Genomic DNA, 26,751 nt, shown 5'->3' on the forward strand with positions numbered 1-26,751 from the left:
CTAACAGAGGATTGAACCCGTGTCTTTCAATATCGGATTGAGCGGCCTGCGCGCCGTAAACCAGGAGCTGAGCGTCATCAGCAACAACGTGGCCAACGCCAGCACCGCCGGCTTCAAATCCAGCCGTGCCGAATTCGCCGCCATTTATGGCGGTGGCCAGGCGGGCGGGGTGGAGATGAACAACGTCTCCCAGAACTTCGAACGCAACGGCGACCTGATGCGCACCGGGCGCGGACTGGATCTGGCCATCTCCGGCAGCGGTTTTTTCGTATTGAAAGAGGCCAACGGCCAGAGCTCCTACACCCGCGCCGGCATGTTCCAGCGTGATGCCAGCAACCATCTGGTGGCTGCCAACGGCGCCCGCCTGCAGGGTTACTCCACCAACGCGGCAGGCGAGCTGCAGGCCGGGGTGATCGGGGATATCCAGGTTCAGGCCGGCAGCCTGCCCGCCAAGGCCTCCGATACCCTGGAGTTCGTCGCCAACCTGAAGGCCGATGCCAGCGTGATCGACCCGACTGCCAACCCGTTCGATCCGGCCAAGAGCGAGAGCTACAGCTACTCCCAGACCAGCAAGGTCTACGACTCCCTCGGCAGCGAACACAGCGTGACCCAGTATTTCGTCAAGACCGGCGACAACAGCTGGACCGTGCATTACACCTTCGACGGCACCGATCTGAAGGCGCCGGTCGCGCTGACTTTCAACAAGGATGGTACCCTGGCCACGCCTACCGCCATGCCCAAGCTGGCCCTGACCCCGCCGGGTGCCAACCCCCTTGAGCTCACCGTCGACATCAGCAAGGTGAGCCAGTACGCATCCGACTTCAACGCGACCCGCAACCAGTCCAACGGCTACACCGCCGGGGATCTGACCGGCGTGCGGGTGGATGCCGATGGCGGCGTGTATGCCACCTTCACCAACGGGCAGAGCCTGTTGCAGGGGCAGGTGGTGATGGCCAACTTCGCCAACCCCAACGGCCTGCTGCAGACCAACAACACTACCTGGCAGCAGTCTTTCAGCTCCGGCCAGCCGGTGCTGGGGGTTCCCGGTTCGGGCACCCTGGGCAAACTGACTGCCGGTGCCTATGAGGGTTCCAACGTGGATCTGACCGGTGAACTGGTGAGCCTGATGACGTCCCAGCGCAATTATCAGGCCAACGCCAAGACCATCAGCTCCGCTGACAAGATGACCCAGGTCCTGTTCAACTCCTTCTAAGGCTGAACCGTGGAAAAGCTTATCTATACCGCCATGTCGGGGGCGCAACACACCCTGATGGCACAGCAGATCAGGGCCAACAACCTGGCCAACGTCAACACGGCCGGTTTTCGGGCCGACTTCGAGCGCGTCTCGGCCCTTGCCCTGACCGGCGACGGCTACCAGAGTCGCGTGATGGCGCGGGAAGAGCTGGCCGGCACCGACTTCAAGGCCGGTGTCCTGATGCAGACCGGTCGCCCGCTGGACGTGGCGATCCGTGGCGAAGGCTTCTTCACCGTACAGTCCGCCGATGGCAAGGAGTCCTACACCCGGGCCGGCAATCTGACCCAGGATGCCGACGGCCTGCTCACCCTCAACGGTCGCCCCGTGCTGGGTGATGGCGGTGAGCTGGTGTTGCCCGCCTATCGCGACATCCACTTCGGCAAGGACGGCACCCTCAGCGTCACCCCGCCGGGGGGCGGTGCCCGCCTCGAAGTCGGCCGGCTCAAGCTGGTCAATCCGGACACCCGTGAACTGGTGAAGGGGCCGGACGGCCTGTTCCGCCAGCGTCAGGGCGAGGATGCCGAGATGAGTGACGAGGTGGTGATGGCCTCCGGATTTCTGGAAGGGGCCAACGTCAATGCCGTGGACGAACTGGTCAGCAGCATGGCGCTGACCCGCAACTTCGAGTTGCAGGTCAAGTTGATGAAGAGCGCCGATGATCAGGCCCGCCAGGGGGCACGCCTCATCTCGGGTCAAGGCTGATAGCCGGATTATTCCGGTCGCCGGGCAAGGGTCTGGCGGCCAGCAAACGAATGGAGAGACAAGATGCACGCAGCACTGTGGGTCGGCAAGACGGGTCTGGCCGCGCAAGATACCAAGATGGCCAGCATTTCCAACAACCTGGCCAACGTCAACACGGTCGGCTTCAAGCGCGATCGCGTGGCGTTTGAAGATCTGTTCTATCAGGTTCAGCGCCAACCGGGTGCCCAGCAGGATCAGCAGAACGAGGCCCCGATCGGCATCCAGATGGGCAATGGTGTGCGGGTGGTCGGCACCCAGAAGGTCTTCACCTCCGGTCAGTTCCAGAACACCAACCAGGAGCTGGACATGGCGGTCGTGGGGGCTGGCTTCTTCGGCGTTGAGCGCCCGGACGGCGAGACTGCCTATACCCGTAACGGCCAGTGGCACCGCAATGCCGACGGCCTGCTGGTCAACGCCGACGGCCTGCCGATGGTGCCGCAGATCGAGATCCCGGACAACGCCACCAAGGTGTCGATCGGTACGGACGGTACCGTCAGCGCCACCCTGCCGGGCCAGCAGGAGAACGTCGAACTGGGTCGCATCACCCTGACCAACTTCGCCAACCCGGCGGGTCTTGAAGCCCTCGGGGGCAACCTGTACCGTGCCACCGGTGCTTCCGGCGAGGCCATCGAAGGGGTGCCGGGCGAGGAGGCAATGGGAGCCATCAAGCAGTTCACCCTGGAGAGCTCCAACGTCAACGTGGTGGAGGAGATGGTCGACATGATCACTACCCAGCGTGCCTACGAGATGAACGCCAAGGTGGTCTCCGCGGCCGATCAGATGCTCAAGTTCGTGACCCAGGCGCTCTGATGATGGCGTTGCTGCGTTATATCTGGCTGGTACTGCTGCTGGGGGGCTGTGCCACCTATGAACTGAAGGCGCCCGAGCCCGGTGACGAGAAGTGGGCTCCTTCCCGATCCAAGATGATCGCCAACGTCCAGGGTGAAGACGGCGGGCTCTACCGGGGCGACTACATGATGACCCTGTTCCAGGATCGTCGCGCCTACCGGGTGGGCGACATCCTGACCGTGATGCTGGAGGAGCGGACCCAGTCCAGCAAGAAGGCCAACACCAGCATGAGCAAGAACAGCAGCATGAATGTGCCTGCCCCTTCCATCGGTGGTACCTTGCGGCCGGACTGGGGGGCCAGCGTCAGTGCCGATCGGGATTTCGACGGCGGCGCTACCTCCAGCCAGCAGAATACCCTGGCGGGGGCCATCACGGTGACGGTGGCGGATGTCTACCCCAACGGGGTGCTCGAGATCCGCGGCGAGAAGTGGATCCGCCTCAACCAGGGGGATGAATATATCCGCCTCGGGGGCATGGTGCGGGTGGAAGACATCGACCAGAGCAACCGCATCTCTTCCCAGCGCATCGCCGACGCCAGGATCACCTATGCCGGGCGCGGCGCCCTGGCCGACAGCAACCAGATGGGCTGGCTGGCGAGGTTCTTCAGCTCGGCCTTCGCGCCATTTTGAGGTTTGACATGAAAAAGTGGTTTATTCCCCTGATTTGTCTCTGCCTGCCCTGGCTGGCCCAGGCGGCTGCACCGGCGCCGGCCAAGCGGCCGTTGCTGGACATCGCCGATGTGCAGGGGATGCGCACCAACCAGCTGGTGGGTTACGGCCTGGTGGTCGGCCTGTCCGGTACCGGTGACAAGGGACAGGTCAAGTTTACCGGCCAGTCGATGACCAACATGCTCAAGCAGTTCGGGGTCCAGCTGCCGGAAGACATAGATCCCAAGCTCAAGAACGTGGCGGCGGTCTCGGTACAGGCCACCCTGCCGGCGCTGGCGGGCAAGGGGCAGCTGGTGGACGTGACCGTCACGTCCATTGGGGATGCCAAGAGCCTGCGCGGGGGCTCCCTGCTGCTGACGCCGCTGCGGGGCATTGACGGCGAAGTCTATGCGGTCGCCCAGGGCAACCTGGTGGTGGCGGGGGTCAAGGCGGAAGGCCAGTCCGGCTCGTCGGTGACCATCAATGTGCCGACCGCCGGCATCATCCCCAACGGGGCCACCATAGAGCGGGAGGTGAAGAGCAGCTTCACCGAGAAGCCGGAGGTGACCCTCAACCTGCATCAGCCGAACTTCAAGACGGCCCGTAACGTCGAGCGTGCCATCAACCAGCAGCTGGGGCAGGTCGCCCGGGCGGTGAGTGCGGGGCGCATCCAGGTGATGGCCCCCAAGGACGAGAGCCAGCGGGTCTCCTTTATGGCCCTGCTGCAGGATATCCAGGTCGATACGGGCAAAGAGCGTCCCCGGGTGGTGTTCAACAGCCGAACCGGTACCGTGGTGATGGGGCAGGGGGTCAAGGTGCGCAAGGCGGCGGTCAGCCATGGCAGCCTGACGGTGACCATCGGCGAGAGCAAGACGGTCAGCCAGCCCAATGCCTTCTCCAACGGCCAGACTACTACCACGCCCAACTCCCGGGTGCAGGTCGATCGGGAACGCAAGAACATGTTTGTCTGGCCGGAAGGCACCTCCCTCGAGGTGATCGTGAAGGCAGTCAACTCCCTTGGCGCCACGCCGGATGACATCATGGCAATTCTGCAGGCGCTGGACGAAGCGGGTGCTCTCGAAGGGGAGTTGGTGGTTATTTAAGGATTCATATGACCAGAATTACGAGCGAGCCTGGCTTCTATCAGGATCTCAACGAACTTCAGCAGATCAAAAGCAATCCGGACCAGCGGGCCGCCCTCGAGGCGGCCGCAGGCCAATTCGAGGTGAGCTTTCTGCAAACCGTGCTCAAGCACATGCGCTCGGCCAGTGATGCCCTGCAGGATGAAGAGGACAAGCTGATCAAGGGGGAGAGCCTCTACCGCGACATGTACGACAGCCAGCTGGCCATGAGCATGGTCAAGCGCGGCGGTCTGGGGCTCAAGGAACATATGGTCAGCCAGTTGGGGGGCGCGCTAAAGAATGTCGAGCCCGTGGTCGCTTCAGACTCCCAGACCCTGGCTGCATTCAGCCAGCCTCTGAATTCGGCAAAAATGAAGAAGGTTGACTGATGTCACTGATCAATATCGGTTTTAGCGGTTTGAGCGCGGCCCAAATAGCCCTCAACGTGTCCGCCCAGAATATTGCCAACGTCGATACCGCCGGCTACAGCCGCCAGGAGGCCACCATGGGCACCCTGGCCGGTTTCGGCCGCATGGACAACGGCATGGGAGTGGCGGTCAACGGTGTTCGCCGGATAACCGATGCCTACATGGTGACCCAGCACTGGCGCGGCATGTCTGCCGTCGGTTCCTCCCTTTCTCATTACCAGTACATCAACACCGCCGAGCAGTTGCTGGGCAGTGAGTCGATGAACATCTCCAAGGGGCTGGACAGCTTCTTCTCGGCCCTGAGTGCCGCGGTGGACAGCCCGGAAACCCCGGCGCAGCGCAGCCAGATTGTCAGTTCGGCGGGTGCCCTGATCAACCGCTTCGGCCAGCTCAACGAGAGTCTGCTGACCCAGGAGAAGCAGATCGACGACCAGCTGGGCAGCTCGGTCAAGCAGGTCAACAGCTACCTGAACCAGGTTGCCGAGCTCAACCAGCAGATCGCCGATCAGCAGAGCAAGGGGGTCAACACCTCGGCCCTCGAAGACAGCCGGGATCAGGTGGTGCGCGAACTCTCCGGTCTGGTGGAAGTGCGGGTCAACCGCCAGGGCGATGGCTCCTATGCCCTCAGCCTGCCGCAAGGCCAGCCGCTGGTGGTGGGGGGCAGCGCCAGCCGCCTCGCCCTGACCGGCGACAAGCTCAAGCTGGATTTTGCCGGACAAACCTTCGAGATCCCCTCCCTGCAAGGGGGAAGCTTGGCGGGTATCCTCGATTATCGTGCCAACACCCTGCGCCCGATGCGAGACGAGATCGGCCAGATCGCCAAGCAACTGGCGGATGATTTCAACAAGGTGCAGATCGCCGGGGTGGATTTGAACGGCAAGCCGGGCAAGGCGATGTTCGTCTATGACCCGCTGGATCCTGCCGGGACCCTGCGTCTGGCCGATGGCTTCACCGGTTCGGATCTGGCCTTCGCCAAGACCGGCGGGGCGGGGGACAACAGCAACCTGCAGGATATGCTGACCATCAAGGACGCCCAGTACGACGCCTACAGCTCCCTGCTGGGGGACCTGGCGGTCAAGAGCGGTCAGGCCAAGGCCACCATGGAGGCGGACGCCAACATGGAGAAGCAGCTGGCTCGCAACCTCAGCAGCGTCAGTGGCGTCAACCTGGATGAAGAGGGGATGAAGATCATGTCCTACACCCAGCTCTACCAGGCCAATGCCAAGGTGATCAGCACCGCCGACCAGCTGTTCGGCTCCATCCTCAACCTGTTCTAAGGAGCATCGTCATGCGCGTGAGTACCAACCAGATCCAGCTTGGCATGCTCGACAACCTGCAACGGGGACTGGGGGACTATGCCCGCCTCGATCGCCAGATCGCCAGCAACAAGCGGATTCTGCAGCCGTCCGACGATCCGGTCGGCAGCGTGCGCCTGCTGGGGCTGCACAAGGAACAGAGTGCGATGGAGCAGTACCAGAAGAACATCGCCAACGCCAAGAGCCAGCTCTCCCAGGGGGAGATCCAGCTCGACAGCATGACCAATATGCTGATGCGCCTGCGGGATCTGACCCAGATGGCGGCTACCGGCTCCATGTCCGATGAGGACCGTCGGGCCGCCGCCAGCGAGATGGCCATCATCAAGGATGGTCTGCTGGATCTGGCCAACGCGCGCAACGAGAGCGGCTCCAGCCTGTTTGCCGGCAGCCAGGTGAACAACACCACCATAGTGAAAGAGGCCGATGGCAGCTACAGCTACAAGGGTGATGGCCTGGTGCGCGAGGTGACTATCGCCAAGGGGGTCACCATAGGGTTGAACCAGACCGCCGACAAGCTGTTCATCGATGATGGCGACTTCTTCAAGCAGCTTGATGAGACGGTGGCGGCGCTGGAGAGCGGCGCCCCGGATGCGGGAGAGAAAGCGGGTGCCATGCTGGATCGCAGTGCCACCCTGCAGGATGACATCAGCGACATGGTGAGTAATATAGGCGCCCGCATGAACTTGCTCGATCAGGTCGATGAAGGTCATGAAGAGAAGGGCATCTACAGCAAGGAACTCAGCAACCAGATTGAGTCCCTTGACTATGCCAGTGCGGTGACCAAGCAGGCTCATGTCCTGATGGCATTGCAAGTACAGCAGCAGGCGTTTGTCAAAGTGAACGGGCTCAGCCTGTTCAACTACATGCCGTAACAAGTGAGAAACCATGATGAAGATCCAGGCCACCCGAGCCGGCGGGATAGCAGAGACCCCCGCGCACCCCAGATTGCAGGGGCGGACGGAGGCTGAGCAACCCCTTCATTCTGGCAAGAAATCTTCTTTTCGGGCCCCCGATGTCACCAAGCTGGATCGCTGGGCCCTGATGAGCGTGGCCCAGCAAAGGATCGCCCATGCCCAGGGGGGCGAACAGGCCCTCAGCCGTATCTGGGGCGAACTCAAGCGGGTCGAGCAGCAACTGTCACAACGCAGCGTGGCCGGCAGCGATATCGCCAGCCGTCTCAAACAGATGGAAGCCCAGCTCATCCAGCCCCAGGGGCCGCTGACCGCAGAACTGAAGCCGCGCCTGCTGGCATCGGCGAGCGAAAGCCGGATCAATTACAGTGCCGATCAGCTGGATCTGCTCTCCCCCCGCAATGGCAGCGAACGACTGGTCTTCTCCTTTCCCCAGAGTGGCAGTGCGGTGGAAGTGCAACTGCCTGCCGGCGCCAGCCAGAAGGAGGCCGTCGGTCGCCTTGATCAGGCGCTGCGCAAGGAGCATATCCAGGCCCGGCTCAACGAACTGGGCAAGCTGGAGCTCTCCATCGCCGACAACCAGCGGCGCAAGCTCGATGAACCCGTGCTGATCAGTGGCGAGGGGATCCGCATCCCGGCGGGCAACCCTGTGCCAATCCAGTTCAAGGCCGCAGCGGGTCAGCTGACCCGGCTGGGAGAGGGGATCAGTCAGGGTGAGCTGCGCCAGGAGCGGCAACGGCTGCAACGGATGCTGGCGGAGATCGAACACTCGGTGCGCGATCTCAAACAGTTTCGCCAGAAGATGGTCAAGCAGCTGGCTCAGGTCAAGGCGCGCACCCAGTCGGCCACCCCGGCGGAGCTGGAGCAGATCCAGTCGCTGCTGGCCAGCCAGCTCAGGGAAGGGGGCTTTGCCGGCACCATGTCGGGCCTGCTGGCCCAGGCCAATGTTTCCCGCCAGAACGTAGTGGCACTCCTGAGCTGAAGAGACGCTCTTCCGATACCTCATATCAAGTGGCAGCAAAACCATGATTGACTACTTCCCGCAGCACGCCGAGGTGCTGGCCAGGCGCTGGCCGCGCCTGCTGGCCCATCTGCAAGGCTGTGACATCAATGCCGTACCGGCCGAACTCATTGAAGGGTTGAGCTCCACCCTCGTCATCAATGGCATCCAGCTGACCAGCCGTCATGACAGGGTACGCGAGGCCGAAAAAATTGCCGCAGGTGCCCCCGAGGATCTCGGCGAGCTGACCCTGTACGGGACCGGACTCGGAGATCTGCCCAGGGTGTTGCTGCGCCGCAAACGGCTGCGCCAGCTCAACATCAAGGTGATGAACTCCGCCGTCTTTGCGCTGGTGCTGCACCTGACGGATCAGGGGGACTGGCTGGCCGACCCCAGGGTGCGGCTGATGCTGCCGGAAGAGAACGAGCTGGTGATGTCCCCCTTCCTGTTCCTAGCCTCCGAGCTGGAGCTGGCCGACGAACAGAGCGCCAAGATCCGGGATCGGGTATTGATCCAGAGCCGCCGTGAGCTGTTCAACGCCGAATATGCCAGCGACAGGATCGTCAATCGCCTGCACGACAACCTCGAGTTGCTGCATCAGGATCGGGATGTGGCCAGCCTGTTCAACACCCTGAAGGGACGGGAAGCTTATATTCTGGCGACCGGCCCCACCCTGGCGGATCATCTGCCCAGGCTCAGGCAAATTAGGGAGCAGGCGAACCGCCCCCTGTTCATCAGCGTGGATACTGCCCTGCGTCCCTTGCAGGAGCACGGGATCCGGCCCGACATAGTGGTCAGCGTGGATATCAACATTCACCAGGGGATCCTGCACCCCGAGTGGTCTGACGATATTGCCCTGGTCTACATCCCCATGGTGAGCAAGGCCGTACTCTCCGGCTGGAAGGGGCCGCGTTACGGTGCCTACGAGCAGCTGGATAGCTATGCCGAGCTCAACAGGGTCGCTCCACGGGCCACTCTGTTTACCGGTGGCAGCGTGATCCACCCCGCCACCGATCTGGCGGTGAAGATGGGGGCCCGGCAGATCACCCTGTTCGGGGCCGATTTTGCCTATCCGAGAGACAAGAGCCATACCGGCTGGGATGAGGGGCAGCTGGGGGCCCAGTCCCATTACGGTCGCCGTACCGTACCAAACGGTCATGGTGCACCGGTAAAAACCCTGCTGAGCTTCTGTATCTATCTGAACTATATGGAGCTCTACATCAAGATGCAGCCCGGGGTTCGCTTTATGAACAGCAGCCGGGAAGGGGCCCGCATTCTGGGTACCACCTATAACGAGGAGTTCGCCTGATGCTGGATATCGAGAGCTTCAAGTCAGGGGCGGATGCGTTGGCGGGCATGCTGCGGGCCGGTCAGGATGAGGCCGCCTGCTATGAGTGCGGTCGCATGCTGCAACTGCTGATCCCCTTCATGCCCCAGATGTCTGCCGATGTGCAGGGGGAGATGCTGGCCCTCTCCAAGCTGCTGCTGCAGTGTCAGGAGCGCCATGACTGGTTCGGTCTGTGCGACTATCTGGAGTTTGAACTGCCGGTGCTGCTGGACCGGCTGGCCGCCGAGCTGTCATAGGGACGGATTGGCAAAGAAGAGAAAATGTCGGCCCGGTGCCGGCATTTTTATTTGGGAGGCCGTGTGCGGCTGCAGGGTGAAAAAAAACTGGTCCGGATTCTCAATTTTTGGCGGGCCATGGTCGTCCTTACTCTTTGTCAACCAAACAAGCTGCTGCGCAGCCCCACATAGAGGAAATCACCATGGGCTTGTCCATTCATACCAACTTCGCATCCATGACCACCCAAAGCCAGCTGAACAGCACCAACAAGATGCTGGGCACCGCCATGCAGCGTCTGGGTACCGGTCTGCGTATCAACTCCGCCGCCGATGACGCAGCCGGTCTGCAAATCGCCACCCGTCTGCAGGCCCAGTCCAACGGCCAGAAAGTCGGTATGCGCAACGCCCAGGATGCCATCTCCATGATGCAGACCGCCGAAGGCGCCATGGACGAGATGACCAACATCACCCAGCGCATGAAAGATCTGGCTACCCAGGCTGCCAACGGCACCAACAGCACCAAAGACATCGAAGCCATGAACGCCGAGTTCAAAGAGCTGGGCGCAGAGCTGGAAAACATCCGTGACAACACCACCTTCGGTGGCACTGCTCTGCTGAAGAAAGATGGCAAGTTCGAGAAAGAAGCCGTTTCCTTCCAGATCGGTGGCAGCAAGGATGAAGTGCTGAAAATGGACGCTTCCACCAAGGTTCAGAGCGTCAACACCGCCATCAGTACCGCTGCCGCTGCCGACCTGACTGCTGGCACTGCCTCTGCCCAGATCACCGCGATGGAAGGCATGCTGGAGAAGATTGGTGAAGCCCGTTCCACCTTCGGTGCAAACATCAACCGTCTGGACCACACCATCAACAACCTCTCCAACATGAAAGAGAACACCGACATGGCCAACGGTCGCATCATGGATGCCGACTTCGCCCAGGAAACCACCAGCATGACCAAGAACCAGATGCTGATGCAGGCTGGCATGTCCGTGCTGTCCAACTCCAACCAGATGACCGGCATGGTAACTTCCCTGCTGCGTTAATGGTGTGGCGGGCCGCCTGCGGGTGGCCCGTTTTCTTGCCGTGTCTGGGGCAAAGGGGAAACCGGCCTTTTGCCACAGACATGCCATCAAGCTTTCAAGAAGGGTATGAAGAATGCAGATCGATCCCGCCAGCACGGCGATGCAACTGGTCGCCCTTGAGCGGCAGAACATGGACAAACTGCTGAAAAAGCAGATGGACAGCATCACGGGTCAGCGCAAGGCGCTCACAGCCCTGCACACCAAGCTCTCCAGCTTCCAGACCATGCTCAAGGATCTCAACAAGGCCTCCAACCTGCAGGCCCAGAAGGGGACGGTCTCGCAAGAAGGGTTCATGAAAGTGACCAGCGATGGCACCGCCAGCTCAGGCCAGTACAACCTCTTTGTCGAACAGCTTGCCCAGGCTCATCAGGTCGGCCTCTCCCTGGATAGCGAGAGCGCCCAGCTGCCCGCCACCGGCACCCTCTCGCTGGAGGTGAAGGGCAAGAAGCTGGAGATCGATCTGGCCAGCCTGCCCGCCGGTTCCACCGTCAAGGACCTGGTGTCCGAAATCAATGACGCCAAGGACAATCCCGGGGTCAAGGCCACCCTGGTGCGCTCCGATGGCAAGGTCAACCTGGTATTGACCAGCACCGAAACCGGTACCGAAAACGCCATCGCCATCAACTATTCCGGCGATGCGGGCGACATGCTGGGCACGGCTCTGGCCGGCAAGCGCGACATCACCAAGGCGCAGGATGCCAAGCTGCAGATGGGGGGGGACAACCCGCTGACCATAGTCTCCGCCAGCAACAAGGTGGAGAATGTCATCGACGGCCTGACCCTGGAGCTGACCAAAGCGCAAAAGCCGGGGGAGGCGCCGCTGCAGGTGGTAGTCGCCCAGGACAAGGAGGCGGTCACCGGTTCACTCAAGAAGTTTGTCGACAGTTACAACGAGCTGGTGGACGAGCTGGCCAAGATGACCTCGAGCGACCCCAAATCACCGGGAGCGCTGGCATCGGACAGCGGCATCCGCAGCCTCAAGAGCATGCTGGGAAACAGCGTGCGGGATCTGCCCAACGGCATGACCCTGGGTTCGCTCGGGATCAAGACCGACCGATACGGCAAACTCTCCTTCAACGAGACCGACTTCAACAAGGCGCTGGAGAAGGATCCTGAGCTGCTGGGCAAGGCTCTGCTGGGGGATGATGGTCTGCTCAAGCGGATGAGCACGGATCTCGACCCTTACGTCAAGCGTGATGGCGTGCTCAAGTCGCGCAACGCCGGTCTGGATGCCAATGAAAAACGGGTCAATGACCGGATGGCTGCGCTGGATCGCAAGATGGAAGCCGCGTATAAACGCTACCTCAACCAGTTCACCACTATGAACCAGATGCTGCAGAGCATGGGGGCGTTCTGACGTCACCACTCTGTCGCAGAACCTTAATCGAGCGAGTCCGAGATGTTTGAACCTCAAGATGGTTATGATGCTTACCAGTTTGCTGCCACCCAGGCCAAGGCGGCCAGCGCTGATCCGCACCAGCTGGTGCTGATGCTGATGGATGGCCTGCTGGACGAGATTGCCAGGGCTGAGGGGCACATTCTGGCCAAGCAGTTTGAGCGCAAGGGACAGGCGATCAGCAAGTGCCTGCAGATCCTGGGAGGGCTCGACAGCGCTCTGGACATGGAGAAGGGGGGTGAGCTGGCCGCCAATCTGCATCGTCTCTATGACTATTGCGGACAGAAGCTGTTCGAGATCAGCGTGTCCAACAATGTGGCCGGTTTTGCCGAAGTGCGCAGCATTCTGGGTGAACTGAAGGACGGATGGGAAGTCATGGCCCGTCAACCCCGTTAAGGCGGAAGTGCAGTTTCCCGCCTGTTCCCCGGATCTTGCGCTCCGCCGCGATGCGGGGCGCAATATCATTCTGGCGTGCTCTTTGCTTAGCTCTGGGCATGTCAGCAAAAGAATCTCATTTGGTACCCATTTATGTCCCTTGATACAGCACGACCCCTGTCCCCTCAGGAACAGGAGCGGTTGTCATTGCAAGTGCTCGGACTGGCGCGTCTGCTGTTGCAGCAGGCGCAGGCAGGGGAATGGGAAGTCCTGAAAGAGACGGATGCCAGGCTGGCACGTTTTGCCAGCCAGATGGCGGACAAGCACCCGCAAAGCTGGGCGGCGATGGCCACCACGAGAGCAGAGGTCAGAACCCTCTATCAGAGTGCCATCACCCTTTGCCAGCACGAGACCGATCGCCTCAAGGGGGCGTGGCAGGCGCTCAATGGTCAGCGCGAGGGGTTGGCAGCCTATGACGAGGTACAACAATGGCAATGATCCCGCTGGCGGGTGGTGAACTCGCACCGACCCGAGAATCATTTGCGAAACACAGACTGAACCAGTCGTCGCAGGAGGGGGATGACTCCTACCTGCAGGCGGATGCCCTGGCGCAGGAAGAGTTGCAGGCGGAGCCGGTGGCTGGCTTCGTACAGGCCCCAGTGACCGATGAAGTGCAAGGGGAACAGCTGGAGGGGGCGAGCGAACAGTTGCAGGCATTCAGCCGCATGTTGCCCTCCTTCGTATTGCTGGAAGAGCGTGTCCAGCAGTCGGCAAGCGGAGCCGTGTCTCCGATCCCGTCCCAGGGAGCCGTGCCACCGGCACAGATGGTGGAAGAGGTTGCCCTGACCCAGCCACCGCTCTCGTTTCGTGGCCTGCAGCAGCGCACCCTGCTGGCTGAACAGGGGAGCGTTGCGTTCAGCAATGCTGCTCCCCAGCTCAAGGAGAGTGCCTTGCCCGGTCAGGATGCCTCTGCAGCCCCCGTGGCCGAGCAGGCTCGCGCCGCAGGGGATGCCAAGGGGGCAGTACGGGAAGGAGTGCAGGCCAGGCTGATCAGCACCCTGCAACCCATGCTCAATGCCCAGCCCCAGAGCGGCGAGCGGGAGCCGGTGGCGCTTGATCCGAAACTCATGGTGCTGCCGGCCAGCCAGCTGGCGCCGAGCAAGCCTGCCGAATACCAGTGGGCCCCGGTCAAGCTGCCGGACAATCAGGCCCAGTGGGGGCAGCAACTGATGAGCCTGCTTCATGACAAGGTCGAGCTGCAGGTGAACCAGCAGGTCAAGCAAGCGCATATCCGGCTCGATCCTCCCGAGCTGGGTCGGCTGGAGTTGACCGTGCGGGTCGAGGGCGATCGCCTCAACGTGCAGCTCAATGCGACCAACCCCGCCGTGCGCGATGCCCTGATCCAGTCGATGGAGCGGCTGCGCATGAGCCTGGCTCCCCACCACTCTGGCGGCGTCGACGTCAATGTCGGGCAAGGGGGGGAGCAGAACCCCAAACAGCGCTGGCAGGGAGACGAGATCCTGGCCGGACGCCAACAGTGGCTTGATGAGCTGGAGCAGAGCGGCAAGAGCCGTCCCGATTGGTTGAATACCCTGGTGTAACCGTTGCCTTCAGGCAAAGAGAGAGTGGATTGATATGATTCGGCGAGTGATGAAGTGGTTGATGATAGTCGTGCTGGCGATCGTCTTGCTGGCCGCCCTGGCTTATGGTGCTTATCTCAAGCGCGATCTGATCGCCGTCTGGCTGGGGCTGGAAGAGCCCAAACCCGAGTTGAGCGAAAAGCCGCTGTTCAAGCCGCTGGATCGGTTCGTGATAAGCCTGGAGGGGGATTCCCAGTCCCACTACCTGGTGCTGGTGCTGGAGCTGGCGCTGGTGACCCATAATCCCGCCCAGCTGGAGGAGCTGCGTATGCTCAACCCGCTTATCCGCAACGCCATGGTGCAGTACTTCAGTCACCGCTCCAATGACGATGTCCAGAAGGAGCTCAAGGATATCACTGCCTTGCAGACCTCCCTGCTGGGCAAACTGGTCACAACCCTGCAGAGCTATGGCTACAAGCCCTATCTCGACGAGGTGCTGATCACCAAGGTACTGGTGCAGTAACCCCTCATGATCGACTCCGCCTGGGATATGCAGCACGAGTTCGGCACCAGTGCGCCGGCCACGAGCGAACAGACCATCCTCACCCGTTATCTGCCGCTGGTTAAGCGTGCCGCCAGCCACCTGCGCAGTCAGGTGACGGCCGCCTTCGACCAGGAAGACATGGAGCAGGTCGGCATGATGGGGCTGCTGGAGGCCTGGCGTCGCTACGGCAGTGAGCCGGATGCCCAGTTTGAGAGCTATGCGTTCAAGCGGATCCGTGGCGCCATGCTGGACGAATTGCGCAGACTTGACTGGCGCCCTCGCCAGCTGCGCCAGCAGGTTCATGGCCACAACCAGATGCAGCGGGAGCTGCACAACCGCTTGGGGCGCGTGCCGACGGAACAGGAGTTGGCACAGGCCCTCGACTGCTCCGTCGACGAGGTGCGCCAGCTGGCCTATGCCAGTCAGGCGGAGGCTCTGCAGAGCCTCGAGGACTGGCTCGAAAACGGTGGCCGGGCTCCGGCCGCCGAGTCGGATGACACTGATCTCGCCATGACCATCAGCAAGGTGCTCAAGTCGCTGGACAAGCGCGAGCAGCTGCTGCTCTCCCTCTACTACCAGCACGAACTGAACATGAAAGAGATTGCGCTGGTGCTCGGGCTCACGGAATCCAGAGTTTGTCAGCTGCACAAGCAATGCGTGCTTCAGCTAAAGCAGAGACTGGTCGACTCCATATAGTAGTCTCTTCCCCTTGGCGGGTGGGGTTCGTTCAATTGTGCGGGAGCATTCATGCAAAAACAGATCGGCATCGGTGTCACTTTAATATGTGTGCTGGGGGGCTTCATGATGGCCGGGGGCAACCCGATCGCGCTGTGGCAGCCTTCGGAACTCATCATCATTATTGGCGCGGCGGCTGGCTCCATGTTTCTGGGCAACTCCAAGGAGGTGATGCATGAGATGTGGCGGCAGATCAAACAGTGCTTCAAGCCGAACAAGGAAGAGAAAGAAGTCTACCGCGAGCTGCTGACCCTGATGCACCAACTGCTGGAAGAGACCCGCAGCAAGGGGATGAAGGCCCTCGATGAACACATTGAGAATCCCCAGCAGAGCTCGGTGTTTTTGATGTATCCCCAGGTTTCTGAAGATCCCCAGCTGCTCGGCTTCATCGTCGAGAACCTGCGCCTGCTGGGGATGGGCAAGATCACTCCTCACGAGCTCGATACCCTGCTGGAGCAGGAGATCATGGCCATCGAGGAAGATATGCTCAAGCCGGCCCATGCCCTGCACAAGACCGGCGAGGCATGCCCGGGCTTTGGCATTCTGGCGGCGGTCATGGGGATCATCATCACCATGCAGCAGCTGGACGGTCCGCTCAGCAACATAGGCGTGCATGTGGCTGCTGCGCTGGTCGGCACCTTCCTCGGCATCTTCTTCTGTTACTGCCTGCTCGAACCCCTCAGCAACGCCATGGAGGAGATGGTCAAGCGTCGCATCGGCCTGCTGATGTGCATCAAGTCCATTCTGCTGGCTCAGTTGCGTGGCAAGACTCCCCTGCTGGCGGTGGATTCCGGTCGCAAGATCCTGGAGCCTGAGGTCAAGCCCAGCTTCCTTGAGCTGGAAGACTGGGTGACCAACAGGGCGATGTAATGCGCAATCACGAACAGATCATCGTCAAGCGCCAGCAGCGTCGCAACACCGGTCCCAAGAGCGGGGGCGCTTGGAAGGTTGCTTTCGCCGATTTCACCCTGGCCATGATGGCCTTCTTCATGGTGCTCTGGATCCTCGCCGTCTCCAACCAGGAGGAGCGGGAAGTGGTGGCCAGTCGTCTGCGTGACTACAGCATCATGGACAGCGAGGCGAACCCTTTCGATATCAGAAACAGCCCCTACCCGGTCGATCTCGGGGGCAATCCCTCCGTGCTTGACGAAGTCATGCCCAAATACCAGACCGAAGGCCAGCCGATGCCGAGACATATCTCGGGCAACAGGAGCATTTTCTCGGATGAAGGCAAGAACGGCTACGAGAGCCTGCTGGTCGGCAAGATCGAAGGGGAAGCACAGATGAAACAGCTGGCCGGTTTCATCGGCTCGCTGGCGGATGAGGTGCAGGCCAAGAACAACCTTGAACTGCAGCTGGTGCCACAGGGATTGCGGATCCTGATCCGGGACGACGAGCAGCGGGAGATGTACAGCCGCGGCAGCGCACGTATCACCCCCTTCTTCCGTCACATGCTGCTGGCGCTGGCGCCCGTGTTCCAGCGCATCGAGAACAAGATCATGATTTCGGGTCACACCGACAGCACCCCCTTTGCGGGCGACAACTACAGCAACTGGGAGTTGTCGTCGGATCGCGCCATGATGGCGAGACGGGTACTGCAGGCGGGCGGCATGCCACCCGATCGGGTTGGCCAGGTAAGCGCCATGTCGGATACCATGCTGGAAGATCGGGCAAATCCCCACAGCAGCCAGAATCGCCGTATCGAATTGCTGATCATGACGACCCAGGCGGAAAACAGCCTGAAACAACTGTTCAGTTCCCAAACCCAGGCTGCTGCCCAGCAGGCCAAGGATGCCCTTAACCATGGAAATTCAAGAAACTGATCTGTTGTTTCAAAACAGCAGTGATGATCCCAGACGCAAGCTGCCGCGCTGGTACCTGCACGACGGCACCACGCCGCTGGAGTCACAGAGCTGCGGTATCGCGGCCCGTCTGTTGGTATCGGGCCTGTTGTTTGACCGCAGCATAGGTCGGGCGGTGATCAAGGATCTGGGGCCGGGAGGCGTCGGATTTCTAGCGCCGGCCCGCTTCGAGTTGCCCGAACAGGTGACCCTGAAGCTGGCTCCCGCCATGACCCTGACCTGCCATATCACTCATCGCCGGGGTATCGGCCGCTACCTGCGTTTCTATGGCGCTCGCTGGAGCGAGCCCGAACAGGTGGATCTGGCTCCCTTGCTCAGCCACTGGCGCCATTGCTTCAGGGCGCTCAGAACAGAGGCCGCGTCTGACCCATCCCCAACGGATCCGGAGAAGGGAGCAGCCTGATCTCGCTGCGGGTCATGTCCAATCCCCGGGCAGCCCGCAGCAACAAGGGATCGTGCAGGCTCTCGAGGGAGACCGCCTTTCTCTCCTGCGGCCGGACTGGTTGTCCGGCGACCATGACTTTCTCTTCCTTGCGATATACCACAGGACAGTTGCCGATGCCGCTGGCCTCTGGCAGTTGCCAGGCCGGGTTCCAGCGCAGTGCCTGGTTCATCGAGATGCCTTTTGCCGAAGCCCACGCCATGAGAGAGCAATTGGCGACTCTCTGGAATACCTGCACATCGGATCCTGCTTGCCAGGGCGGCAGTTGCAACTGGAAACGTTCGGCCCGGTCGAGCAGATTGGCGAGCGCGACGAACCGCGCCACATATAGCCGGGTTTCGGTCGGCAGGTCCAGTTCCCAGACGTTGCGGCTCTCCGCCCTCATGACCGCTTTCAAGACGCGCCCCTCGCCGGCGTTATAGGCTGCCAGCGCCAGCAGCCAGTTTTCACCGAAGAAACGATAGAGCCAGCCCAGATAAGTGAGGGCTGCCTCGGTAGCCAGCGGGAGCGAGTAGCGACCATCGAACTCGCGGGTGATGGGCACGGAAAAACGGGTCGCCGTGTCCGGCATCAACTGCCATGGGCCCGCTGCGCCGGCGGCGGAGACGACATCGAGGCGATAGCTGCTCTCAATCAGGGGAACAAACGCCAGTAAGGGGGGAAGATGGCGGTTTTTGACCTGCTCGGATATCCAGCGGATCACGGGTTGGTTGTCCGCCAGTCGGCGCTGCAAATAGGATTTCTGCTTCAGCAGATATTCGTGCTGCTGGGCAACCAGAGTCGCTCCTTCCCCCTGGATCGGGGCAGGAAAGCCGCTTTGCCAGTGATATTTATCGTAAGCGAGACAAACTGAAGAGAATAAAAATAGTCCCAGGGCCAGATACAATCTTGGGAATGTCATTTTCTGTTGCCGGGGAAATGCAGGCATAATGGAAAAAACATGATATATCTCAACAGTTTTTGATGGGTTTAGTCGCTAGGTCATGTGGAGTCAAGGATGTAAAACATGATAGCACGAGTCAAAAAGTCACCCAAAGCGGGGAAAATAATCCAGAAGTTCCTGCTCTACCTGATCCTCGCCAATTTTGTATTGATGGGGCTGTACATCTGGCATGCCGGTGAACTGACTCTGGGTGTGAATATCCTGCTCACCCTGCTGCTGATTGTGTACAACTTGTTGCTCTGCCAGCTGGTGTGCCTGCGAGCCCGCCGTTTCAGTGATAGTTACATCATTTATCCGGTCGTAGGCGTAAGCATTATTTTGTGTGCAGTCGTATTGTTCCGCTTCATTATTGCGCCATGAGTGGTCGCGACTTCCTTGGCAAAAATTAATCTTCACCGGTTTCCAAATAAATAACTTGTGAAAAATCAACTCATTTAATCGGCACTGCGGAAACGCCGCGCCAATATGTTCCCCCTGTCCCATCTCCTTGCTTGAAAAGCCCCTTGCACGTCCTTAAACTTCAGGGTGGGGAAAAGTGGATCAAAGTGGTTTTTAGAGGGGCATCCAGCCACTCATTTACCTTTCAGGGACTTCAATTTGTTGCGTGGCGCTCACGCCATCAGCCTGGACAGCAAAGGGCGATTGGCGATTCCGACCAAATTTCGTGACTGGCTGCGCGATGAAAGCGACGGCCAGCTGGTCTGCACCATCGATATTGCCCACCCCTGTCTGCTCCTTTATCCCCTGACCGAATGGGAAGAGGTCGAGCGCAAGCTCAGGACCCTTTCCAGCATGCACCCCCAGGAGCGCCGCTTGCAGCGCCTGCTGCTGGGACATGCCACCGAATGCGAGTTGGACGGCAATGGCCGTCTGCTGCTCAGCCAGCCGCTGCGCACCCACGCCGGGCTGGACAAGAAGATCATGCTGGTGGGCCAGCTCAACAAGTTTGAGTTGTGGGATGAAGCCCGCTGGCAGCAACAGGTCAATGACGACATCTTGGGACTGCCCGGGGACGATTGGGCAAGTTCACCACGACTACAGGATTTCTCTTTATAAATGACCCAAGCCGCTGAACATATCACAGTGCTGTTGCACGAAGCCGTCGAAGGTCTGGCCATCAAGCCGGACGGTGTCTACGTCGATGGTACTTTTGGCCGTGGTGGTCATTCCCGTCTGATCCTCCAGCATCTGGGCCCCAATGGCCGGCTGATCGCCATCGATCGCGATCCCCAAGCCATCGCCGAGGCGGCCAAGATCCAGGATCCCCGCTTCGAGATTGTGCATGGCCCCTTCTCCGGCATCACCGGCTATCTGGCCGAGCGTGGCCTGCTGGGCAAGGTCGACGGCTTCCTGCTCGACCTGGGCGTCTCTTCTCCCCAGCTGGATGACGCCGAGCGCGGTTTCAGCTTCATGAAAGACGGCCCCCTCGACATGCGGATGGACCCCACCACGGGCCAGAGCGCCGCCGAGTGGCTGGCCAAGGCTGACGTGGATGACATCGCCTGGGTATTGAAGACCTTCGGTGAGGAGCGCTTTGCCAAGAAGATTGCCCGCGCCATCGTGCACGATCGGGTCACCGAACCCTATGTGCGCACCCGCCAGCTGGCGGAGATGATTGCCCGGGTCAATCCCAGCAAGGAGAAGGGCAAGCACGCCGCAACCCGCAGCTTCCAGGCTATTCGCATCTATATCAACAGCGAGCTGGACGAGATTGAAACTGCGCTGAATGGTGCGCTGGAGGTGCTGGCACCTCATGGCCGCCTGTCGGTGATCAGCTTTCACTCTCTGGAAGATCGGCTGGTCAAGCATTTCATCCGCAAGCACGAGAAGGGGCCGGAAGTGCCACACGGCATCCCGCTCACCGAGGCGCAGCTGGCGGGTGGCCGCAAGTTGAAGTCGGTCGGCAAGGCGCTCAAGCCTTCCGATCATGAAGTCTCTGAAAACACCCGGTCACGCAGCTCGGTGCTGCGAGTGGCCGAGCGTCTGGCGGATTAAACCATGAGTGAGGTGCGCGTTCATCTGGCCAAGGAGATCGCAAGCGATCTCTGGCGGCACAAGCTGCAGATTTTTCTGTCGGTCGCCGTGCTGGTGACCGCCTTTGCCGTGATCCTGGTGACCAACATGACTCGCGGCCTGACCGCCAAGCAGAACGATCTGATGGCGGAAGAGGATCGCCTCAATATCGAGTGGCGTCACCTCCTGCTGGAGCAGGGCACTCTGGCGGAACACTCCCGGGTGGCGAGTCTGGCCATGGACAAGTTGCAGATGGCTCGCCCGCTGGTGACCACCGAGAAGGTAATAACCCAACCATGAAACGCAAGGCGACAGCCAAATCGGCCAAAGCGAATATCAAGGCGCCCTCCATCTATCCATGGCGCTTTCGCACACTGGTGGTCTTCATCGGCATTGCGTTTGTCGGCCTGATCCTGCGCCTGGCGTGGATCCAGGTGATCAATCCGGATCGCCTGCGCCAGGAGGGGGATATGCGCTCCCTGCGTACCACCTCCACCCAGGCGGTGCGCGGCATGATCACCGATCGCAACGGTGAACAGCTGGCAGTCTCCGTGCCGGTCGAGGCGGTCTGGGCGGATCCCAAGACGGTGCACGAGTCCGGCGCCATCAACAACGAGCGGGCCTGGCTGGCGCTCTCCGCCGTGCTCAAGCTCGACATCAACACCCTCAAGCGGCGCATCGCCAATCCCAACAAACGTTTCGTCTACCTGCAGCGGCAGGTGACGCCGGCGGTTTCCGAGTACATCAAGGGGCTCAAGCTGGGGGGCGTCTACCTGCGCCCCGAGTCGCGCCGTTTCTACCCGACTGGCGAGATCAGTGCCCATCTGGTGGGAGTAACCAACATCGACGGCAGCGGCATCGAGGGGATCGAACGCAGCTACAACGAGTGGCTGACCGCTACCCCAGGCGAGATGCGGGTGCGCAAGGACAGGCAGGGCCGGGTCATCGAACGGCTGGGGATCGTCAAGGAGGGCAAGAACGCCAACGATCTGCAGCTGAGCATCGATCAGCGGGTGCAGGCGTTGGCCTATCGCGCCCTCAAGCGCGCCACCGACGAGAACAAGGCGACCTCCGGCTCCATGGTGATGCTGGACATCAAGACCGGCGAAGTGCTCGCCATGGTCAACACCCCCTCCTACAACCCCAACAACCGCGGTCAGTACCAGAGCTTCCGGGTGCGCAACCGGGTGGTGACCGATACCTACGAGCCGGGCTCCACCATCAAGCCATTGATCTTGCTGAGTGGATTGCAGGCAGGCGTCACCAGCTGGAAGGATTTCATTCCGGGCGGGCCGCTTTATATCGGGGCCAAGCAAATCCGTGACGTGAGTATCCACAAGGCGACCAACCTGTACGACATCCTGCGTTACTCCTCCAACATCGGCATGTCACGCATCGCCCTGCGGATGCCGGCCCAGGAGATGATCAACACCCTCAGCATGTTCGGCTTCGGCATGGATACCGGTAGCGGCCTGATGGGGGAGAGCAGCGGCATGCTGCCCCAGCGTCGTCGCTGGTCCGATATCGAACGGGCGACCCTGTCGTTTGGCTATGGCCTGCGGGTCACCCCGCTGCAGTTGGCGTCTGCCTACGCCACCCTGGCCAACAAGGGCAAGCGGGTACCCATCTCCATCGTCAAGGTGACCAAGCCGCCCAAGGGTGAGCAGGTCATCGATCACAACAACGCCGCCGCCATGCTGCAGGCGCTGGAATACGTGGTCGACAACGCCATTCCCAAGGCCAAGATCCCGGGTTACCGGGTCGGCGGCAAGAGTGGTACTGCCAAGGTTGCCGTGGCTGGCGGCTACGGCAAGGATTACATGGCCTGGTTTGCCGGGTTTGCCCCGGCCAGCGATCCCCGCTTCGTCATGGTGGTGGTGATCAACGAACCCAAAGGCAAGGCCTACTATGGTGGCGCCGTGGCGACGCCACCCTTTGCCGAGGCCATGGGAGGGGTGCTGCAGCTCTTCAATATTCGTCCCGATGCAGTACCGCCATCAGTTCCCACCAAACTTGCCCGTACGGAGGCTAACAATGCAGTCCCGCGCACTTGATCTGTTGCTGCGCCCATTCGGAGTCGAGGCGCCGGCGCTTCCCCTGACCGACATCCAGCTGGATAGTCGGCGGGTCGGCCCGGGCTCTCTCTTCATCGCCATTCGCGGGCATCAGGTCGACGGCAGACGGTTTATCGAACAAGCGGTGGCTCAGGGAGCGACCGCTGTTGTGTATGAGGAGGACGATGAATTCGTCGCTCCTGCGACGTCAATCCCCTGTATCGGCATGGTGGATCTGCCTGCCCGTCTCTCCGAGCTGGCGGGCTATTTCTACGATCAGCCGGCGAACAAGCTGCAACTGGTGGGGATCACCGGCACCAATGGCAAGAGCACGACCGCGCTGCTGGTCGCCAACTGGCGCACCCTGCTGGGGGGCAAGGCCGGGGTGATGGGCACCATAGGTAACGGGCTGTTTGGTGAGCTGATTGAGGCGGAAAACACCACAGGCAGCGCCGTCCAGGTGCAGGCCAATCTCGCTGACCTGCAGGCGCAAGGGGCGGATCTGGCGGCGATGGAGGTCTCCAGCCATGGTCTGGTGCAATACCGGGTCGCAGCCCTGCCATTTGCCGCCGCCGTGTTCACCAACTTGAGCCGGGATCACCTCGACTACCACGGCACCATGGAGGCCTATGGCGCCGCCAAGGAGCTGCTGTTGCAACTGGTGGATGAACGCCATGCGGTGATAAACCGGGACGATGAACTGGGTGCCCAATGGCTGGCGAAATACCCGGATGCGGTCGCCTTCAGTGTCCATGGTCCGGTTGAGAACCATCCTGGCCGTCAGTTAACGGCGCAGCAACTCGATTTTCATCAGCAAGGTTTCCGTGCACGGATTAACTCCAGCTGGGGGGATGGTGTATTATCCGCCCCCTTGCTCGGCCGCTTCAACGTCAGCAATGTGCTCGCGGCCATGGGGGTCATGCTGGTGCTGGGCTACGACTTTGACGCCCTGCTGGCCACCGCGCCGCAACTGCAACCAGTGACTGGCCGCATGGAGTGTTTCGGCGGTGGCGATGCGCCGCTTGCCGTTGTCGATTATGCCCACACCCCGGATGCCCTGGAGAAGGCGTTGCAGGCCCTGCGGGTGCACTGCAAGGGCCAGCTCTGGTGTCTGGTGGGCTGTGGTGGCGACCGGGATCGCGGCAAGCGTCCCATGATGGCCGCCGTGGCGGAACAGTTTGCGGATCGGGTGATCCTGACCGACGACAATCCCCGCACCGAGGATCCGGCCCGGATCATGGCCGACATGGTAGCGGGTCTTCGCGATCCCGCGACGGTGCAGGTGGAACACGACAGGGTCAGGGCCATCAACCTGGCACTTGGACAGGCGAGCAAGCAGGACATCATCCTGGTGGCCGGCAAAGGCCACGAGGATTATCAGATTATTGGAACCGACAAGCGGCACTACAGCGACCGGGAAACCGTCGCCGCCGCCTTGCATACATTATTGGAGTCATTCACATGATGACCCTCAGGCTTGCCGACCTGGCGCAGGCGCTCGATGCCCGTCTGATTGGTGAAGATGGTGAGATCACCGCAGTCAGTACCGATACCCGCACTCTGGGTGGCGGAGCCCTGTTTGTCGCCCTGCGTGGCGAGCGTTTCGATGCCCATGATTTTTGTGAGCAGGCCGTTGCCGCCGGGGCATCCGCCCTGCTGGTTGAGCGTGAACTGCCGCTGGCCGTGCCCCAGTTGGTGGTGGCCGACAGCCTCAAGGGGCTGGGGCTGCTTGGCAAGCTGGTGCGCGAGCGCATCAATCCGAAAGTGCTGGCCATCACCGGCAGCTGTGGCAAGACCACGGTGAAGGAGATGGCGACCGCCATCCTGCGCCACGAAGGGGAGGTGCTGGCCACCGCCGGCAACTTCAACAACGAGGTGGGGGTACCGCTCACCTTGCTGCGCCTGGAACCGCAACACCAGTTCGCGGTGATGGAGCTGGGCGCCAACCACCCGGGCGAGATCGCCTGGACCACCTCCCTTGCCAGACCCGACGCCGCCCTCATCAACAATGTGGCGGCCGCCCATCTGGAGGGTTTTGGCTCCCTGGAAGGGGTGTTTCACGCCAAGAGCGAGATCTTCGAGGGGCTGGGCGAGGGTGGCACCGCCATCGTCAATGCCGACAACGAGTTCTGGCCCAAGTGGCGCGAGCGCGGCATTACCTGTGCCTTCTCCATCGACGATCAGAGCCAGCCATTCCATGCCCGCGATCTGCTGATCAACGGGCAGGGCTGTGCCGAATTCGTGATGGTGACACCACAGGGTGAAGTGGCACTGACCCTGGCCATTCCGGGCCGCCACAACGTGGCCAATGCCCTGGCGGCGGCGGCGGGTTGCCTGGCGCTGGGTGCATCACTGGCCTCCGTCAAGGCGGGCCTGGAGCAAATGGCGCCGGTCAAGGGGCGTTTCTGCGCCCTGCGCTGGGGTGGCCTCACCCTGGTGGACGATACCTATAACGCCAGCGTGGAGTCCGTGCTGGCGGGCATCGATGCCCTGACCGCCATGGGTGGCTTCAAGGTGCTGGTGTTCGGTGACATGCGGGAACTGGGTGAGGAGTCTGCCGAGCAACATGCCCGGGTCGGCCGTCATGCCCGCGAGTGCGGTCTGGATGCCGTGCTGACAGTAGGGGAACATAGTCGCCATACCGCAGATGCCGCGGCTGGCCGACATTTTGACAATAAGGCGTCGTTGTTCGAAGTGCTTGCGCAAATGATTGATAAAAATCAGGAAATTTCAATTCTGGTCAAGGGGGCCCGCGGCTCCCGTATGGAAGATATCGTCGAGATGGTCAAAGACCGTCAGGAGTCAGCCTCATGCTAGTCTGGCTGGCGGAACTGCTCACCCCGCACTTCACCTTCTTCAACGTCTTCTCCTACCTGACGTTTCGCGCCATCCTGTCGATCATCACGGGTCTGGGGGTCGCGCTCTGGCTGGGGCCGCGTCTCATCCGCCGCCTGCAGATCCTGAAATTCGGCCAGGTGATCCGCAACGACGGTCCCGAGTCCCACCTCAGCAAGCGTGGCACCCCCACCATGGGCGGTCTGATGATCCTGGCCGCCATCTTCACCTCTGTGCTGCTCTGGTGCCGCCTCGACAACCCCTATGTCTGGCTGGTGCTGTTCGTGCTGGGGGCCTATGGTGCCATCGGTTTTGCCGATGACTACCTCAAGGTGGTGCGCAAGAATACCGACGGTCTGATCGCCCGCTGGAAGTACTTCTGGCAGTCGGCAGTCGCGCTGATCGTGGCGGTCGTCCTCTATACCACGGCGACCCACGATGGCCAGACCCAGCTGGTGGTGCCCTTCCTCAAGGATGTGATGCCCCAGCTCGGCCTGATGTTTATCCTGCTGACCTACTTCGTCATCGTCGGCACCTCCAACGCGGTCAACCTGACCGATGGTCTCGACGGCCTGGCCATCATGCCGACCGTGATGGTGGCGGGGGGCTTTGCCCTGATAGCCTGGGCGACCGGTAACGTCAACTTCGCCAGCTATCTGCATATCCCCTATGTGCCCTACACCTCCGAGCTGGTGATCGTCTGTACCGCCATCGTCGGGGCAGGTCTGGGCTTTCTCTGGTTCAACACCTATCCGGCCCAGGTCTTCATGGGAGACGTGGGCTCCCTGGCACTGGGTGGCGCGCTCGGTACCATCGCCGTGCTGGTGCGCCAGGAGTTCCTGCTGGTGATCATGGGCGGGGTCTTCGTGATGGAGACCGTCTCTGTGATCCTGCAGGTCGGTTCCTACAAGCTGCGTGGCGTGCGGATCTTCCGCATGGCGCCGATCCATCACCACTACGAGAAGAAGGGCTGGCCGGAGCCGCGCGTCATCGTGCGCTTCTGGATCATCACCCTCGTGCTGGTGCTGCTGGGTCTTGCCACCCTGAAGGTGAGATAAG

Annotated in this window: 30 protein-coding genes; 28 read left to right on the forward strand and 2 right to left on the reverse strand. The window is 61.2% G+C overall.

From position 1 onward, the window contains the following. Positions 1-19: 19 nt before the first annotated feature. From flgEL to I6L37_RS06480, 21 genes are all read left to right on the forward strand, one after another. Entirely contained in the window at positions 20-1,213 is a 1,194-nt protein-coding gene (gene flgEL / locus I6L37_RS06385; protein WP_216993556.1) for a lateral flagellar hook protein FlgEL, read from the forward strand. Between the two features lie 9 nt (positions 1,214-1,222). Then, positions 1,223-1,957, forward strand: a complete 735-nt coding sequence (gene lfgF, locus I6L37_RS06390; RefSeq protein WP_124238842.1) for a lateral flagellar basal-body rod protein LfgF — start codon at positions 1,223-1,225, stop codon at positions 1,955-1,957. Between the two features lie 63 nt (positions 1,958-2,020). Continuing rightward, positions 2,021-2,806 carry a lateral flagellar basal-body rod protein LfgG gene (lfgG, locus tag I6L37_RS06395; RefSeq protein ID WP_026456968.1) on the forward strand — a complete coding sequence of 262 codons (786 nt, stop codon included), beginning with the start codon at positions 2,021-2,023 and terminating at the stop codon, positions 2,804-2,806. After that, positions 2,803-3,474, forward strand: a complete 672-nt coding sequence (gene flgH / locus I6L37_RS06400; protein ID WP_082037444.1) for a flagellar basal body L-ring protein FlgH — start codon at positions 2,803-2,805, stop codon at positions 3,472-3,474. The genes lfgG and flgH overlap by 4 nt, the downstream gene beginning before the upstream one ends. An 8-nt stretch (positions 3,475-3,482) precedes the next feature. After that, entirely contained in the window at positions 3,483-4,595 is a 1,113-nt protein-coding gene (gene fgIL, locus I6L37_RS06405) for a lateral flagellar basal body P-ring FlgIL (protein WP_026456966.1), read from the forward strand. Between the two features lie 8 nt (positions 4,596-4,603). Then, on the forward strand, positions 4,604-5,002 hold the full coding sequence (locus I6L37_RS06410; protein ID WP_026456965.1) for a rod-binding protein: 399 nt from the start codon (positions 4,604-4,606) through the stop codon (positions 5,000-5,002). Then, positions 5,002-6,318 (forward strand): flagellar hook-associated protein FlgK, encoded by a 1,317-nt coding sequence (flgK, locus tag I6L37_RS06415; protein WP_216993557.1) that lies wholly within the window; start codon positions 5,002-5,004, stop codon positions 6,316-6,318. The genes I6L37_RS06410 and flgK overlap by 1 nt, the downstream gene beginning before the upstream one ends. Positions 6,319-6,329: 11 nt before the next feature. Next, the gene (gene lfgL, locus I6L37_RS06420) at positions 6,330-7,229 is read left to right on the forward strand and encodes a lateral flagellar hook-associated protein LfgL (protein WP_026456963.1); all 900 of its coding nucleotides are present in this window, start codon (positions 6,330-6,332) and stop codon (positions 7,227-7,229) included. A 13-nt stretch (positions 7,230-7,242) separates the two neighbouring features. Next, positions 7,243-8,250, forward strand: a complete 1,008-nt coding sequence (locus I6L37_RS22050; RefSeq protein ID WP_224212338.1) for a hypothetical protein — start codon at positions 7,243-7,245, stop codon at positions 8,248-8,250. A 43-nt stretch (positions 8,251-8,293) separates the two neighbouring features. Next, positions 8,294-9,577 carry a motility associated factor glycosyltransferase family protein gene (locus tag I6L37_RS22055; protein WP_254203549.1) on the forward strand — a complete coding sequence of 428 codons (1,284 nt, stop codon included), beginning with the start codon at positions 8,294-8,296 and terminating at the stop codon, positions 9,575-9,577. Beyond that, positions 9,577-9,852 carry a hypothetical protein gene (locus I6L37_RS06430; protein WP_216993558.1) on the forward strand — a complete coding sequence of 92 codons (276 nt, stop codon included), beginning with the start codon at positions 9,577-9,579 and terminating at the stop codon, positions 9,850-9,852. The genes I6L37_RS22055 and I6L37_RS06430 overlap by 1 nt, the downstream gene beginning before the upstream one ends. Positions 9,853-10,034: 182 nt before the next feature. Continuing rightward, a complete protein-coding gene (gene lafA / locus I6L37_RS06435; protein WP_026456509.1) occupies positions 10,035-10,874 on the forward strand; it encodes a lateral flagellin LafA in 840 nt (279 codons plus the stop codon). 112 nt (positions 10,875-10,986) lie between these two features. Beyond that, complete coding sequence (gene lafB / locus I6L37_RS06440) at positions 10,987-12,270, forward strand: lateral flagellar capping protein LafB (protein WP_026456510.1); 1,284 nt, start codon at positions 10,987-10,989, stop codon at positions 12,268-12,270. Positions 12,271-12,312: 42 nt separating this feature from the next. After that, positions 12,313-12,705 (forward strand): lateral flagellar export chaperone LafC, encoded by a 393-nt coding sequence (lafC, locus tag I6L37_RS06445; protein ID WP_042025072.1) that lies wholly within the window; start codon positions 12,313-12,315, stop codon positions 12,703-12,705. 180 nt (positions 12,706-12,885) lie between these two features. Beyond that, positions 12,886-13,182, forward strand: coding sequence for a LafX (locus I6L37_RS06450; protein WP_156140985.1), 297 nt, complete (start codon positions 12,886-12,888; stop codon positions 13,180-13,182). Next, positions 13,173-14,285, forward strand: a complete 1,113-nt coding sequence (locus I6L37_RS06455; protein WP_216993559.1) for a flagellar hook-length control protein FliK — start codon at positions 13,173-13,175, stop codon at positions 14,283-14,285. Before I6L37_RS06450 ends, I6L37_RS06455 begins: the two co-directional genes overlap by 10 nt. Before the next feature lie 49 nt (positions 14,286-14,334). Next, the gene (gene lafF / locus I6L37_RS06460; protein WP_302057025.1) at positions 14,335-14,787 is read left to right on the forward strand and encodes a lateral flagellar basal body-associated protein LafF; all 453 of its coding nucleotides are present in this window, start codon (positions 14,335-14,337) and stop codon (positions 14,785-14,787) included. Between the two features lie 6 nt (positions 14,788-14,793). Further along, the gene (lafS, locus tag I6L37_RS06465) at positions 14,794-15,504 is read left to right on the forward strand and encodes a lateral flagellar system RNA polymerase sigma factor LafS (protein WP_026456513.1); all 711 of its coding nucleotides are present in this window, start codon (positions 14,794-14,796) and stop codon (positions 15,502-15,504) included. Between the two features lie 51 nt (positions 15,505-15,555). Then, a complete protein-coding gene (lafT, locus tag I6L37_RS06470; RefSeq protein WP_026456514.1) occupies positions 15,556-16,413 on the forward strand; it encodes a lateral flagellar motor stator protein LafT in 858 nt (285 codons plus the stop codon). Beyond that, positions 16,413-17,366, forward strand: coding sequence for a lateral flagellar motor protein LafU (lafU, locus tag I6L37_RS06475; RefSeq protein WP_026456515.1), 954 nt, complete (start codon positions 16,413-16,415; stop codon positions 17,364-17,366). Before lafT ends, lafU begins: the two co-directional genes overlap by 1 nt. After that, a complete protein-coding gene (locus I6L37_RS06480) occupies positions 17,347-17,808 on the forward strand; it encodes a PilZ domain-containing protein (RefSeq protein WP_026456516.1) in 462 nt (153 codons plus the stop codon). The genes lafU and I6L37_RS06480 overlap by 20 nt, the downstream gene beginning before the upstream one ends. On the opposite strand, the gene I6L37_RS06485 is transcribed toward I6L37_RS06480, so the two are convergent. Together I6L37_RS06485 and I6L37_RS06490 are read right to left on the reverse strand one after the other, a co-directional pair. Next, on the reverse strand, positions 17,750-18,748 hold the full coding sequence (locus tag I6L37_RS06485; RefSeq protein ID WP_197064429.1) for a lytic transglycosylase domain-containing protein: 999 nt from the start codon (positions 18,746-18,748) through the stop codon (positions 17,750-17,752). The genes I6L37_RS06480 and I6L37_RS06485 overlap by 59 nt on opposite strands. Before the next feature lie 126 nt (positions 18,749-18,874). Next, positions 18,875-19,273 carry a hypothetical protein gene (locus I6L37_RS06490; RefSeq protein WP_216993560.1) on the reverse strand — a complete coding sequence of 133 codons (399 nt, stop codon included), beginning with the start codon at positions 19,271-19,273 and terminating at the stop codon, positions 18,875-18,877. A gap of 114 nt (positions 19,274-19,387) precedes the next feature. Here I6L37_RS06490 and mraZ point away from each other — a divergent pair, with 114 nt between their 5' ends. The 7 genes from mraZ to mraY are packed head-to-tail and all read left to right on the forward strand — an operon-like array spanning position 19,388 to position 26,750. Continuing rightward, the gene (gene mraZ / locus I6L37_RS06495; protein WP_216993561.1) at positions 19,388-19,846 is read left to right on the forward strand and encodes a division/cell wall cluster transcriptional repressor MraZ; all 459 of its coding nucleotides are present in this window, start codon (positions 19,388-19,390) and stop codon (positions 19,844-19,846) included. Further along, positions 19,847-20,785 (forward strand): 16S rRNA (cytosine(1402)-N(4))-methyltransferase RsmH, encoded by a 939-nt coding sequence (gene rsmH, locus I6L37_RS06500; protein ID WP_042070833.1) that lies wholly within the window; start codon positions 19,847-19,849, stop codon positions 20,783-20,785. 3 nt (positions 20,786-20,788) lie between these two features. After that, entirely contained in the window at positions 20,789-21,103 is a 315-nt protein-coding gene (ftsL, locus tag I6L37_RS06505) for a cell division protein FtsL (protein WP_026458062.1), read from the forward strand. Continuing rightward, positions 21,100-22,857 carry a penicillin-binding transpeptidase domain-containing protein gene (locus I6L37_RS06510; protein ID WP_042025075.1) on the forward strand — a complete coding sequence of 586 codons (1,758 nt, stop codon included), beginning with the start codon at positions 21,100-21,102 and terminating at the stop codon, positions 22,855-22,857. The genes ftsL and I6L37_RS06510 overlap by 4 nt, the downstream gene beginning before the upstream one ends. After that, positions 22,838-24,322 carry a UDP-N-acetylmuramoyl-L-alanyl-D-glutamate--2,6-diaminopimelate ligase gene (gene murE, locus I6L37_RS06515; protein ID WP_216993562.1) on the forward strand — a complete coding sequence of 495 codons (1,485 nt, stop codon included), beginning with the start codon at positions 22,838-22,840 and terminating at the stop codon, positions 24,320-24,322. The genes I6L37_RS06510 and murE overlap by 20 nt, the downstream gene beginning before the upstream one ends. Continuing rightward, entirely contained in the window at positions 24,319-25,674 is a 1,356-nt protein-coding gene (murF, locus tag I6L37_RS06520; protein ID WP_216993563.1) for a UDP-N-acetylmuramoyl-tripeptide--D-alanyl-D-alanine ligase, read from the forward strand. The genes murE and murF overlap by 4 nt, the downstream gene beginning before the upstream one ends. Continuing rightward, entirely contained in the window at positions 25,668-26,750 is a 1,083-nt protein-coding gene (gene mraY, locus I6L37_RS06525) for a phospho-N-acetylmuramoyl-pentapeptide-transferase (RefSeq protein ID WP_026456764.1), read from the forward strand. The genes murF and mraY overlap by 7 nt, the downstream gene beginning before the upstream one ends. Position 26,751 lies beyond the last annotated feature (1 nt).

The organism is Aeromonas sp. FDAARGOS 1407, assembly GCF_019048725.1.
Lineage (GTDB): Bacteria > Pseudomonadota > Gammaproteobacteria > Enterobacterales > Aeromonadaceae > Aeromonas > Aeromonas enteropelogenes.

Coding starts and splice junctions, on each gene's coding strand:
- I6L37_RS06485 (WP_197064429.1), bottom strand. CDS start 18,748: ATGACATTCCCAAGATTGTATCTGGCCCTGGGACTATTTTTATTCTCT.
- ftsL (WP_026458062.1), top strand. CDS start 20,789: ATGAGTGAGGTGCGCGTTCATCTGGCCAAGGAGATCGCAAGCGATCTC.
- rsmH (WP_042070833.1), top strand. CDS start 19,847: ATGACCCAAGCCGCTGAACATATCACAGTGCTGTTGCACGAAGCCGTC.
- I6L37_RS06490 (WP_216993560.1), bottom strand. CDS start 19,273: ATGGGACAGGGGGAACATATTGGCGCGGCGTTTCCGCAGTGCCGATTA.
- murF (WP_216993563.1), top strand. CDS start 24,319: ATGATGACCCTCAGGCTTGCCGACCTGGCGCAGGCGCTCGATGCCCGT.
- lafU (WP_026456515.1), top strand. CDS start 16,413: ATGCGCAATCACGAACAGATCATCGTCAAGCGCCAGCAGCGTCGCAAC.
- mraY (WP_026456764.1), top strand. CDS start 25,668: ATGCTAGTCTGGCTGGCGGAACTGCTCACCCCGCACTTCACCTTCTTC.
- I6L37_RS06455 (WP_216993559.1), top strand. CDS start 13,173: ATGGCAATGATCCCGCTGGCGGGTGGTGAACTCGCACCGACCCGAGAA.
- lafT (WP_026456514.1), top strand. CDS start 15,556: ATGCAAAAACAGATCGGCATCGGTGTCACTTTAATATGTGTGCTGGGG.
- lafA (WP_026456509.1), top strand. CDS start 10,035: ATGGGCTTGTCCATTCATACCAACTTCGCATCCATGACCACCCAAAGC.
- lfgG (WP_026456968.1), top strand. CDS start 2,021: ATGCACGCAGCACTGTGGGTCGGCAAGACGGGTCTGGCCGCGCAAGAT.
- I6L37_RS06510 (WP_042025075.1), top strand. CDS start 21,100: ATGAAACGCAAGGCGACAGCCAAATCGGCCAAAGCGAATATCAAGGCG.
- lafS (WP_026456513.1), top strand. CDS start 14,794: ATGATCGACTCCGCCTGGGATATGCAGCACGAGTTCGGCACCAGTGCG.
- I6L37_RS22050 (WP_224212338.1), top strand. CDS start 7,243: ATGATGAAGATCCAGGCCACCCGAGCCGGCGGGATAGCAGAGACCCCC.
- flgK (WP_216993557.1), top strand. CDS start 5,002: ATGTCACTGATCAATATCGGTTTTAGCGGTTTGAGCGCGGCCCAAATA.
- fgIL (WP_026456966.1), top strand. CDS start 3,483: ATGAAAAAGTGGTTTATTCCCCTGATTTGTCTCTGCCTGCCCTGGCTG.
- I6L37_RS22055 (WP_254203549.1), top strand. CDS start 8,294: ATGATTGACTACTTCCCGCAGCACGCCGAGGTGCTGGCCAGGCGCTGG.
- lafF (WP_302057025.1), top strand. CDS start 14,335: ATGAAGTGGTTGATGATAGTCGTGCTGGCGATCGTCTTGCTGGCCGCC.
- I6L37_RS06480 (WP_026456516.1), top strand. CDS start 17,347: ATGGAAATTCAAGAAACTGATCTGTTGTTTCAAAACAGCAGTGATGAT.
- I6L37_RS06430 (WP_216993558.1), top strand. CDS start 9,577: ATGCTGGATATCGAGAGCTTCAAGTCAGGGGCGGATGCGTTGGCGGGC.
- lafC (WP_042025072.1), top strand. CDS start 12,313: ATGTTTGAACCTCAAGATGGTTATGATGCTTACCAGTTTGCTGCCACC.
- lafB (WP_026456510.1), top strand. CDS start 10,987: ATGCAGATCGATCCCGCCAGCACGGCGATGCAACTGGTCGCCCTTGAG.
- I6L37_RS06410 (WP_026456965.1), top strand. CDS start 4,604: ATGACCAGAATTACGAGCGAGCCTGGCTTCTATCAGGATCTCAACGAA.
- lfgL (WP_026456963.1), top strand. CDS start 6,330: ATGCGCGTGAGTACCAACCAGATCCAGCTTGGCATGCTCGACAACCTG.
- murE (WP_216993562.1), top strand. CDS start 22,838: ATGCAGTCCCGCGCACTTGATCTGTTGCTGCGCCCATTCGGAGTCGAG.